Here is a 10,674-nt window from a genome sequence, read left to right as displayed (position 1 = left end):
GTACAGCAGCAGCCCCGCCACGACGATGAACGGGGCCTGCGCTTCGCGGTGGTGGTACACCAGCAGGAACAGTAGGGCGGCGAGCGCGAGCAGGTACGGCCACCCGTGCAGCAGCACCGGGACCGTGCGCGGCAGGTGCTCGCGGGCGATGCCGTGCAGGCGGTGCTTGGCGGCGTAGGCGTCGACCTGCACGTAGATGCCGAGGAAGAACAGCAGGGCGGGGATGGCCGCGGCCAGGGCGATCTCGGCGTAGGGCACCCCGACGAAGGAGACCATGAGGAAGGCCGCGGTGCCCATGATCGGCGGGGTGATCGACCCGCCCGAGGACGCGGTGGCCTCGACGCCGGCGCCGTAGCGTCCGGAGAACCCGGCCCGCTTCATCGAGGGGATGGTCATCGGGCCGGTGGTCAGCACGTTGGACACCGCGCTGCCGCTCATCATGCCGAGCGTGGCGGAGCCGGCCACGGAGACCTTCGCCGAGCCGCCGCGTGCGGTGCCGAACACCGACCGGGCGAAGTCGTAGAAGAACTCGGCACCCCCGGTGTGCCGCAGGACCACGCCGAACAGCAGGAACCCGATGAGGATGGTGGCGGCGGTCTGCAGCGGCAGCCCGAGCACGGACTCCGCGCCCATGGTGTGCATCTGCGCGAGCCCGACCGCGTCGTACTGGATGCCCTCCAGGATCGGGATCGGGATGCCGCCGGCGATGAGGGGGTACAGCGAGAAGGCCATGGCGATGCCGGTGACGATCATCCCGGCGGTGCGCCGCAGCGCCTCCAGCACGAGCGCCCACTGCACGAAGCTCAGCACGGTCGCGGTGGCCGGCGCGATGTAGTCCCAGCCCTCGGTGAGGATGCGTTCGCCGTGCATGCCGTAGTAGACGTTCACCCCGGACACGGCCCCGGCCAGGAGGGCGTCGTAGGCCGGCACCCTGGCCTGGCCGTGCTCGGCGCTCAGCGGGAAGGCGAGGAAGACGATCGGCAGGAAGCAGGCCAGGACCAGGTGCAGGAACTCGTTGATGAGCAGGGGCCGTCCGAACGGGTTCCAGTGGAAGACCTGGCCGAGCGTGAGCAGCAGCCCGGCGACGGTCAGGGCGACGACGACAGCGCGCCAGGGGCCGGTGCAGCGGGCCGCGGCGGCGGAGGGCGCCTGCTCGCCGGGGCCGGATCCGGTGTCCTCCGGGGCTTCCCCGTCGTCCGGTCCGGTGGTGCCGGGGGTGTCCCCGCCGGTGCGGTTCAACGGTCCTCCCCGTCGTCGTTCTCTTCGGCGCCGTCGGGTTCCCCGTCGTCCGTGCTCTGCTCCGCGGCGTGCGGGTCGGGGCGGGGGACGTCGGCCTTGACCTCGGGCCAGGTGGCACGGGGGTCGTCCTGCTCGGCCACCTCGGGCCACAGCTCGCGGAGCCGTTCACCGCGTTCGACCAGGTCCTCGTTGAGCTCGTCGGCCTCCGGTCTCCAGTCTCCGCGCTCCTCGAGGAACTCGACGAGGCCGTCGTGGAACGGCACCTCCTTGGGTGCGGTGAGCACCTCGTCGGCCGACCAGGACGGGAGCGTCGCGGTGGAGTCCTCGTAGTGCTCGAAGTTCTCGACCATCGTCTCGATGGTGTGCCGCACCAGCTCAGGGTCGGTGTCGGCGTAGGTGACGACCGGCAGCGTGTAGATCATGCCGGTGTCGCTCTCCCCCTCCTCCTGGCCGGGGGCGCCCTCGAACTCGCCGAGCTCCACCGACGGGGACACCTCGAGCACGTTCGCCAGCGACTCGGGGTCGGTGTCCGGGCTGAGCCAGCGCACGTCGAAGGCGGACTCCAGTTCGTACAGCGAGGAGCCGTGGACCTGCTGGAAGAGCACGTCGATGAGGCCGTTCCTGAGCGCGTCGGGCTGCTCGCCGTACCCGACCTCGACGGGGTTGACGTCGCCCCAGGTCAGCCCGGCGTTGGCGAGGAAGGCCTCGAGCTTGTCGTTCACCGACGGGTTGGCGGTGATGTAGGGGAAGTCGGCACCGCGCAGGTCCTCGATGTTCTCGATTCCGGAGTCGTCGTCCACGAGCAGGCCGTGCGGGGCGACCGGGGCCCAGACCACGCGCACGTCCTGGGGTCCCCAGAGTTCGGTGGTGAAGTCCTCGTCCCCCTCGAAGGAGAACACGTACTCGTCGCCGGTGCGGGAGAAGTGTGCCGGCCCCTCGCGCAACGGCGCAAGACGGCCGATGGCGGTGTCGGAGGTGATGACTCGGACGGGACTGCCCTCGTGTGTGGTGATGGCGTCGGCCACAGCGGCGACGTCGGCGTAGGTGGACGTGCCGGTGCCGTAGGTGGTCCAGACGAGCTGGCGGGGCAGCCCGTCCTCGCCCAGCTCTTCGTGGTTCGCGCATCCGGTGGCCGCGAGCACGACCGCCAGGGCCAGTGCGGCGGAGCACCACCGGATCGGGGCAGGGGGGCTGTTCAAGGGGCGCTTCCTCCCAGGCATCGACTCAGGGAAGCCTTTGTGTCGCAGGTCACTCTGCCTGGGATGTCGCGCCGATTTCCAATACTTTGTCCCCCGCACACTGATACCCGAACCGCATCAATACCCCTGGCACAAGGGTGCTCGTGGCATCAAGAACCGGGCATCATGGCCTTGTGAGCCCGAACACCTCGTACACCCCACGCACACCTGCCCCCGACCCGTCCGGGACGGCCGGGTCCGGCGGCGTCACCCTCGAGGAGGTCCTCGCGCTCCTGGAGCTGCGCCCTCTCGAGCCCTCCGGCGCCCACCTGACCCGGTGGCGCGGAGGGACCCAGCACCCCCCCGCCGACCGGCTCTTCGGCGGGCTCCTCCTGGCCCAGGCCATCGTGGCGGCCGGACACACCGCCGCCGGCGACCAGCGTGTGCTCAGCGTCCAGGCCGACTTCGTGCGCGGGGTCCCCACCGAACAGGACCTGGTGTGGGAGGTCGAACGGGTCTCCGACGCGGTCTCCATGTCCACACGCCGCAGCACACTGCGCGACGGGCGCGGGCGCGAACTGTTCACCGCGACCACCCGCTGGGCCACCACCCGAGGGGACCTGCCCTCCTACAGCGCCCTGGCCCCGCGCCGGGTCGCCGGCCCCGAGGAGCTGCCGGACCTGTGGGAGCGCTTCGCCGGCGACGAACGCATCCCCGCGTGGTGGAGCGAGCCGCGTCCGGTGCACTTCCGGCCGGCCTCCACCCCGCCGTTCCTCGCCGAGCACGTGGAGCAGGACCCCGAGCCGGGTCAGACCGTGTGGATCCGGGCCACGTCGCCGCTCCCCGACGACCATCTGGTCCGGGCGGCACTGGTGGCCTACGTCAGCGACATGAGCATCATCGAGGACGCGTTCCGGGTGCTGGGGTCGGCCCGCCACGAACCCGGCGGCCGGATCCTGAGCCTGACGCACAGCCTCACCTTCCACCGCCGGCCGGATCTGTCGTCGTGGCACCAGTTCGACGCCCGGGTCGGGTCCGTCTCGCACGGCAAGGCGCTGGGTACCGGCGAGATCTTCGACGAGCGGGGCTCCCACCTGGTCTCGGCGAGCCAGATCGCGCTGGTCCGAACGCCCGATGTCTAGGCGCACGGCCCGCGACCCGAACAGTGTTCAGGGCAGGTCCACCCCGACCAGGTGCTCGGGGGTGGGCAGCGCCTCCTCCGACGCCCGCAGCACCTCGCGCAGGGCCGGGCTCTCACCGTCGCGCCTCCAGGCCAGCCGTGCGTACGAGGGGCTGATGTCCTCGGCCAGGCGCACGACCCGGATGCGCTCGCGCGGGACGTTGGCGACGGCGGTGTCCAGGGTGAAGGTCAGCCCGACCCCGGCGCCCACGAGAGCCATGAGGGTCCAGGAGTCGGAGGCGACCTGGACGATGTCCGGGGAGAACCCGGCGTCGTAGGAGGCGCGGATGAAGGTGTCGCGCACGGTCGACCCGGGGTCGGCGGCCAGGGCGACGAAGGGTTCGTCGCGGCACTCGGCGAGACTGACCACCTCGCGGTCGGCCAGGCGGTGGCCCTCGGGCACGGCCAGGACGTGGTGTTCCTCGGCCACCACCCGCTGGGCGATCTCCGGGGGTTGCACACCCCAGCGCACGATCGCCAGATCCAGGCCGCCGTCGATGACCGAGCGCAGCGCCTCGTTGGCGTAGGTGGTGCTGTGCAGCCGGAGTTCGATGCCGGGGCGGCGCTGGCGCACCAGGCGGCTCAGGTCCCCCACGAGCAGGTACGAGGAGGGCCCGGCGAACCCCAGGCGCACCGACCCGGTCTGGCCCTCCCCCGCCGCGCGCACGGCGTTGCGCGCGGCCCGGCAGCCCTCCAGCACCTCCTGGGCGGGCCCGATGAGCGCCTGACCCGCGGTGGTCAGATGGACCGAGCGGGTGGTGCGCACGAACAGCTCGGCGCCGAGGTCGCGCTCGAGCTGTTTGATGGTGCGAGTGAGCGGGGGCTGGGCCATGTGGAGGCGTTCGGCCGCGCGGCCGAAGTGGAGCTCCTCGGCGACCGCGAGGAAGGCGTCCAGGTGGTGCAGGTTCATGGTCGGCAACCTACGTCACGGGTGTCAGGGCGCCCGCAGGCGACTCCTGCGCACGTCGGAGGTACCCCGACCGAATTATTGCGCTCGGGGTATCAATGTGCCTTCATCGAGTATTGGACACGTATGGGCGGGGTCGCGATGATCGGGGCCATGAGTTCCGAGACCGAGGTCACAGCAGAAGACTTCACCCAGATCCGCGACCAGGTGCGCGACTTCGTGCGCACGGCCGTGGTCCCCCGCGAGAACGAGATCCTGGACGCCGACGCCGTCCCCGACGACCTGCGCCGCGCCGCCGCCGACATGGGCCTGTTCGGGTACGCGATCCCTCAGCGGTGGGGCGGCCTCGGGCTGGACCTGGCCCAGGACGTCGAACTGGCGATGGAACTCGGCTACACCTCCCTGGCCCTGCGTTCGCTCTTCGGCACCAACGACGGCATCGCCGGGCAGGTGCTGGTCGGTTACGGCACCGACGCCCAGCGCGAGCGGTGGCTGGAAGCACTGGCCTCCGGCGAGGTCGTGTCCTCCTTCGCCCTCACCGAGCCGGGCGCCGGTTCCAACCCCGCGGGGCTGCGCACCAAGGCCGTGCGCGAGGGTTCGGAGTGGGTCATCGACGGCCACAAGCAGTTCATCACCAACGCCCCGATGGCCGGGTTGTTCGTGGTCTTCGCACGCACCGCCGACCCTGGGCCCCAGGGCAACGGGATCGCCGTGTTCCTGGTCCCGGCCGACGCCCCCGGGGTGACCGTTGGCCCCAAGGACGCCAAGATGGGCCAGGAGGGCGCCTGGACCTCCGACGTCACCTTCGACTCGGTACGGGTGGGCGCCGACGCCCTGGTCGGGGGCGAGGAGAAGGTCGGTTACAAGGCCGCGATGACCTCCCTGGCGCGCGGCCGTGTGCACATCTCCGCGCTCGCCGTCGGTTCCGCCCAGCGCGCGCTGGACGAGTCGGTCTCCTACGCCGCCTCCAACACCCAGGGCGGGGTCCCCGTCGGTGAGCACCAGCTCGTACAGGCCATGCTCGCCGACCAGTACACGGGTGTGGCCTCCGGTCGCGCGCTCGTGCGCGAGGCCGCCGCACAGTACGTCAGCGGCCAGGACCGCCGCATCATGCCCTCGGCCGTGAAGCTGCACTGCACCGAGATGGCCGCGAAGGTGGCCGACCTCGCGGTGCAGGTGCACGGCGGTGCCGGGTACATGCGCGGGGTGGCCGTGGAGCGCATCTACCGCGATGTGCGGCTGCTGCGCCTGTACGAGGGCACGAGCGAGATCCAGCGGCTCATCGTCGGCGGCGGCCTGGTGCGCCGGGAGAGGACGAAGAACTCGTGAACGGTTCGGACGAGCAGGGCGATCTGCCGCTGGAGGGCACGCTCGTGGTCTCCCTCGAGCAGGCGGTGGCCGCCCCCATCGCCACCCGCCACCTGGCCGATCTGGGCGCCCGGGTCATCAAGCTGGAACGCCCCGGCGAGGGCGACTTCGCCCGCAACTACGACGGCGCCGTCGACGGGCTGGCCTCCCACTTCGTGTGGCTCAACCGGTCCAAGGAATCCCTTGCGGTCGATCTGAAGTCGGAGCACGGCCGCCGCGTCGCCCAGGAGCTCATCTCCCGCGCCGACGTGTTCGTGCAGAACTCTGCGCCCGGGGCCGCCGAGCGGCTCGGACTGGGCGCCGAGGCGCTGCGCGAGCACAACCCCGGCCTGGTCGTGGTGAACTTGTCCGGGTACGGCGATACGGGCCCGAAGTCCACGCGCAAGGCCTACGACATGCTGGTGCAGGCGGAGTCCGGGATGGTCTCGGTGACCGGCACCCCGGAGAGCCCCACGAAGACGGGGGTGCCCAACGCCGACATCGCCGCAGGCCTGTACTCGGCGATGTCGGTGCTCTCCGCGCTGCTGCGGCGCACCCGTTCGGGCCGCGGCGCCACCGTCGAGGTCTCCATGTTCGACTCGGCGGTGGAGTGGATGGGCCACGCCATGTACATGCAGATGTACGCGGGACGGCAGATCCCGCGCATGGGCCTGAGCCACGCCTCCATCGCCCCCTACGACGCCTACCCGACCCTGGACGGGGAGATCCTGCTCGGAGTGCAGAACGACCGGGGCTGGGCGACGCTGGTCGGCGAGGTCTTCGGCGAACCCGGGTCGGCCGAGGACCCCCGGTTCCGCACCAACGTCGACCGGGTCGCCAACCGAGCGGAGTGCGACGCCTACGTGGCGAGCCGGACTCGGCAGTGGGAGACCTCCGAGCTCGACGAGCGCCTGGCCCGGGCGGGGATCCCCGCGGCCAGGCTCAACCGGCTCTCCGACGTGGTCGAGCACCCGCAGCTGTCGGAGCGCGACCGCTGGCGCACCGTCGGTACCGAGAGGGGCGGGATCAGCGCGGTCCTGCCTCCGATGACCTTCGACGACGTCGAACTGCGGATGGCCCCGGTGCCCGCGCTGGGCGAGCACACCGCGGCGATCCTGGCAGAACTCGGCCTGACCGGGCACGACGAACCGGCAGAGGCCGCACACCCCTCCCCCACCACGAAGAAAGGCGTACCCCATGCGTGAGGTCGTCATCTGCGAACCCGTGCGTACCCCGTTCGGCCGGTACGGCGGCATGTTCAAGAACGTGACCGCTGTCGACCTGGGCGCCCAGACTCTGACGGGGCTGCTGGAGCGCACCGGCCTGGACCCGGCCGAGGTCGACGACGTGGTCCTGGGCCACTGCAACGGCAACAGCGAGGCACCCGCGATCGGGCGCGTGGTGGCCCTGGACGCCGGGCTCCCGGTCTCGGTGCCCGGGCAACACCTGGACCGCCGGTGCGGGTCCGGGCTGCAGTCGGTCGTCAACGCGGTGATGGGTGTGCTCAGTGGTGCCCAGGACCTGGTGCTGGCCGGCGGGGTGGAGTCGATGAGCAATGCGGTGTTCTACTCCACCGACATGCGGTGGGGCGGGGCCCGCAGCGGGATCACGGTGCACGACGGGCTCGTACGGGCGCGTGAGACGGCGGGCGGGTCGCACTACCCGGTTCCGGGCGGCATGATCGAGACGGCCGAGAACCTGCGCGCGGAGTACGGCATCTCCCGCCTGGAGCAGGACGAGCTCTCCGTGGAGTCGCACGCGCGTGCTGTGGCGGCCCAGAAGTCAGGTGTGTACGCCGAAGAGATCGTCCCGGTGACCGTGCGCAGCCGCCGGAGCGAGACGGTGATCGACACCGACGAGCACCCTCGCGCCGACACGAGCGTGGAGACTTTGTCCGGGCTCAAGCCGATCATGCGCTCCCAGGACCCCGACGCGACGGTGACCGCGGGCAACGCGAGCGGGCAGAACGACGCCGCCGCCCTGTGTGTGGTCACCACCCGGGACAAGGCCGAGGACCTGGGGCTGCGCCCGCTGGTGCGCCTGGTGACCTGGGCGGTGGCCGGGGTGCAGCCCAAGGTCATGGGGATCGGCCCGGTGCCCGCCTCCGCACGCGCCCTGGAGCGGGCCGGCCTGACCCTGGCCGACATGGACCGCATCGAGCTGAACGAGGCCTTCGCCGCCCAGGCCCTGGCCGTGATGCGCGAGTGGGGCTTCACCGACGAGGACCGCGAGCGCACCAACGTGCACGGGTCCGGGATCTCCCTGGGCCACCCGGTCGGCGCTACCGGCACGCGCATGGTCGGCACGCTCGCCCGCGAACTGGACCGTACCGGTGGCCGGTACGGGCTGACCACGATGTGCATCGGCGGTGGGCAGGGGCTGGCCGCCGTCTTCGAGTCGGCCTCCCGGAACTGACACCCCGGCGCGTCCCCGTCCACCCCGAGCTCAGAAGGAGGGCCCGTGATGGGCCGCCTCGCCACCACCGAAGGCCTGACCGCCGACCAGCATCAGGCGGTCCAGTTCCGGATCGCGGAGATGGGCACCAAGGTCGAGGCAGGGCACGCGCTGGTCGTCAACGCCGCCCGCAAGAAGGACTCGGGCGAACGCAACGACCTGGAGTCGGGCATGGCCAAGTATCTGGCCTCGGAGTACTGTCGCGATGTCGTGGAGGACGCGTTCCGCATCCACGGCGGGTACGGCTACTCCACCGAGTACGAGATCGAACGCCTCTACCGGGAGGCCCCGATGCTGCCCATCGGTGAGGGCACGGCCGACATCCAGCGCATGATCATCGGCCGCCGCCTGCTGGAGGAGTACCGCGTCTGAGTCCCCGCCGGGGCGCACGGGTGCAGGGGCCGCACGCAGCGGGGGCGGGGCCGGATCGCACCGGCCCCGCCCCCGCTCGCAAGAACGACTACTACTTCTTCTTCTTCTTGTCGTCCTTGTTCTCGTCGCCGCCGTCGGTGGACAGCGCCGAGATGAAGGCCTCCTGGGGCACCTCGACCCGGCCGACCATCTTCATGCGCTTCTTGCCCTCCTTCTGCTTCTCCAGCAGCTTGCGCTTACGGCTGATGTCACCGCCGTAGCACTTGGAGAGCACGTCCTTGCGGATCGCGCGGATGTTCTCGCGGGCGATGATGCGCGAACCGATGGCCGCCTGGATCGGCACCTCGAACTGCTGCCGCGGAATGAGCTCGCGCAGCTTCTTGGTCATCTCCACGCCGTAGGCGTAGGCCTTGTCCTTGTGCACGATGGCGGAGAAGGCGTCCACGGCCTCGCCCTGCAGCAGGATGTCGACCTTGACCAGGTCGGACTCCTGCTCGCCGGTGGGATCGTAGTCGAGGGAGGCATACCCCTTGGTGCGGGACTTGAGCTGGTCGAAGAAGTCGAACACGATCTCGGCCAGCGGCAGGGTGTAGCGCATCTCCACACGGTCCTCGGACAGGTAGTCCATGCCGTGCAGGGTGCCGCGCCTGTCCTGGCACAGCTCCATGATCGGACCGATGAAGTCCGCCGGGGTGAGCAGGGTGCCCTTGACCATCGGCTCGTAGATCTTGTCGATCTTGCCGGCGGGGAACTCGCTCGGGTTGGTGACGACGTGCTCCTCGCCGTCCTCCATCTCGACCCGGTAGATCACGTTCGGGGCGGTGGAGATGAGGTCGAGGTCGTACTCGCGCTCCAGGCGGGCGCGGGTGATCTCCAGGTGGAGCAGGCCCAGGAACCCGCAGCGGAATCCGAAGCCCAGGGCCGCGGAGGTCTCCGGCTCGAACTCCAGGGAGGCGTCGTTGAGCTGCAGCTTCTCGAGGGCGTCGCGCAGGACCGGGTAGTCGGTGCCGTCGATCGGGTACAGGCCCGAGAACACCATCGGCTTGGGTTCCTGGTAACCCGGCAGCATCTCGTCGGCGGGCCTCTTGAAGGCGGTGATGGTGTCACCGACCTTCGACTGGCGCACGTCCTTCACACCGGTGATGATGTAGCCGACCTCGCCGACGCCCAGCCCCTCGGACTTGCGCGGCTCCGGCGAGCTCACGCCGATCTCGAGGATCTCGTGGGAAGCCCTGGTCGACATCATCTGGATGCGCTCGCGCGGGGCAAGGCGGCCGTCGACCACACGCACATAGGTGACCACGCCGCGGTAGGTGTCGTAGACCGAGTCGAAGATCATCGCGCGGGCCGGGGCGTCGGCCACGCCGACCGGTGGGGGGAACTGGTTGACGATCTCGTTGAGGAGCTCCTCGACGCCGTCCCCGGTCTTGGCGCTGACCTTGAGCACGTCGGAGACCTCACAGCCGATGATGCCGGCGAGCTCCTCGGCGTACTTCTCCGGCTGGGCGGCCGGGAGGTCGATCTTGTTGAGGACCGGGATGATGACGAGGTCGTTCTCCAGCGCCATGTACAGGTTCGCCAGGGTCTGCGCCTCGATGCCCTGCGCGGCGTCCACCAGCAGGATCGCACCCTCGCAGGCGGCCAGCGAACGGGAGACCTCGTAGGTGAAGTCGACGTGGCCGGGGGTGTCGATGAGGTCGAGCGTGTACTCCTGGTCGTCGAGCGCGGTGAAGGGGATGCGCACCGCCTGCGACTTGATGGTGATGCCGCGCTCGCGCTCGATGTCCATGCGGTCGAGGTACTGGGCGCGCATCTGGCGCTCCTGGACCACCCCGGTCATCTGGAGCATCCGGTCGGCCAGCGTCGACTTGCCATGGTCGATGTGCGCGATGATGCAGAAGTTCCGGATCAGCGCGGGATCGGTCCAGTTCGGCTGTGCCACCGTGCTCCGTTCAACAGGTTGGGTGCTGGTCGTGCGTGCCCTGGGCGGGCGCCGA

9 protein-coding genes are annotated in these 10,674 nt (G+C 70.5%); 5 read left to right on the top strand and 4 right to left on the bottom strand.

Annotated features, from left to right (window positions below; all coding sequences use genetic code 11):
• The coding region (locus tag D474_RS0106405) for a TRAP transporter fused permease subunit (protein ID WP_017612762.1) at positions 1 to 1,239 on the bottom strand (1,239 nt) is incomplete at its 3' end.
• Complete coding sequence (locus tag D474_RS0106400; RefSeq protein ID WP_017612761.1) at positions 1,236 to 2,438, bottom strand: TAXI family TRAP transporter solute-binding subunit; 1,203 nt, start codon at positions 2,436 to 2,438, stop codon at positions 1,236 to 1,238. The genes D474_RS0106405 and D474_RS0106400, both read right to left, overlap by 4 nt.
• A 173-nt stretch (positions 2,439 to 2,611) precedes the next feature.
• Here D474_RS0106400 and D474_RS0106395 point away from each other — a divergent pair, with 173 nt between their 5' ends.
• Positions 2,612 to 3,559 carry an acyl-CoA thioesterase gene (locus tag D474_RS0106395; protein WP_017612760.1) on the top strand — a complete coding sequence of 316 codons (948 nt, stop codon included), beginning with the start codon at positions 2,612 to 2,614 and terminating at the stop codon, positions 3,557 to 3,559.
• A gap of 27 nt (positions 3,560 to 3,586) precedes the next feature.
• Here the strand turns inward: D474_RS0106395 and D474_RS0106390 are convergent, their stop codons facing one another.
• The gene (locus D474_RS0106390; RefSeq protein WP_017612759.1) at positions 3,587 to 4,507 is read right to left on the bottom strand and encodes a LysR family transcriptional regulator; all 921 of its coding nucleotides are present in this window, start codon (positions 4,505 to 4,507) and stop codon (positions 3,587 to 3,589) included.
• 150 nt (positions 4,508 to 4,657) lie between these two features.
• Here D474_RS0106390 and D474_RS0106385 point away from each other — a divergent pair, with 150 nt between their 5' ends.
• Genes D474_RS0106385 through D474_RS0106370 form a run of 4 tightly spaced genes read left to right on the top strand, consistent with a single transcriptional unit; the run spans position 4,658 to position 8,677 of the window.
• Positions 4,658 to 5,833, top strand: coding sequence for an acyl-CoA dehydrogenase family protein (locus D474_RS0106385; protein WP_026118229.1), 1,176 nt, complete (start codon positions 4,658 to 4,660; stop codon positions 5,831 to 5,833).
• Positions 5,830 to 7,056 carry a CaiB/BaiF CoA transferase family protein gene (locus D474_RS0106380; RefSeq protein WP_017612757.1) on the top strand — a complete coding sequence of 409 codons (1,227 nt, stop codon included), beginning with the start codon at positions 5,830 to 5,832 and terminating at the stop codon, positions 7,054 to 7,056. Before D474_RS0106385 ends, D474_RS0106380 begins: the two co-directional genes overlap by 4 nt.
• On the top strand, positions 7,049 to 8,266 hold the full coding sequence (locus D474_RS0106375; RefSeq protein WP_017612756.1) for an acetyl-CoA C-acetyltransferase: 1,218 nt from the start codon (positions 7,049 to 7,051) through the stop codon (positions 8,264 to 8,266). The genes D474_RS0106380 and D474_RS0106375 overlap by 8 nt, the downstream gene beginning before the upstream one ends.
• Positions 8,267 to 8,314: 48 nt before the next feature.
• Positions 8,315 to 8,677, top strand: coding sequence for an acyl-CoA dehydrogenase family protein (locus D474_RS0106370; RefSeq protein WP_017612755.1), 363 nt, complete (start codon positions 8,315 to 8,317; stop codon positions 8,675 to 8,677).
• A 91-nt stretch (positions 8,678 to 8,768) separates the two neighbouring features.
• Here D474_RS0106370 and lepA read toward each other — a convergent pair whose 3' ends face one another.
• Complete coding sequence (gene lepA, locus D474_RS0106365; protein ID WP_017612754.1) at positions 8,769 to 10,619, bottom strand: translation elongation factor 4; 1,851 nt, start codon at positions 10,617 to 10,619, stop codon at positions 8,769 to 8,771.
• Between the last annotated feature and the right edge of the window lie 55 nt (positions 10,620 to 10,674).

Origin of the sequence: Nocardiopsis salina YIM 90010 (assembly GCF_000341025.1) — a bacterium.
GTDB classification, from domain to species: Bacteria; Actinomycetota; Actinomycetes; order Streptosporangiales; family Streptosporangiaceae; genus Nocardiopsis; species Nocardiopsis salina.
Note: the sequence above shows the minus strand (reverse complement) of the source record. Positions and strands in the feature narration are given on the sequence as shown.

What these genes read in the sequence shown, in the direction of transcription:
- D474_RS0106385 (WP_026118229.1), top strand. Translation starts at nt 4,658, where the DNA reads ATGAGTTCCGAGACCGAGGTCACAGCAGAAGACTTCACCCAGATCCGC.
- D474_RS0106375 (WP_017612756.1), top strand. Translation starts at nt 7,049, where the DNA reads ATGCGTGAGGTCGTCATCTGCGAACCCGTGCGTACCCCGTTCGGCCGG.
- D474_RS0106370 (WP_017612755.1), top strand. Translation starts at nt 8,315, where the DNA reads ATGGGCCGCCTCGCCACCACCGAAGGCCTGACCGCCGACCAGCATCAG.
- D474_RS0106390 (WP_017612759.1), bottom strand. Translation starts at nt 4,507, where the DNA reads ATGAACCTGCACCACCTGGACGCCTTCCTCGCGGTCGCCGAGGAGCTC.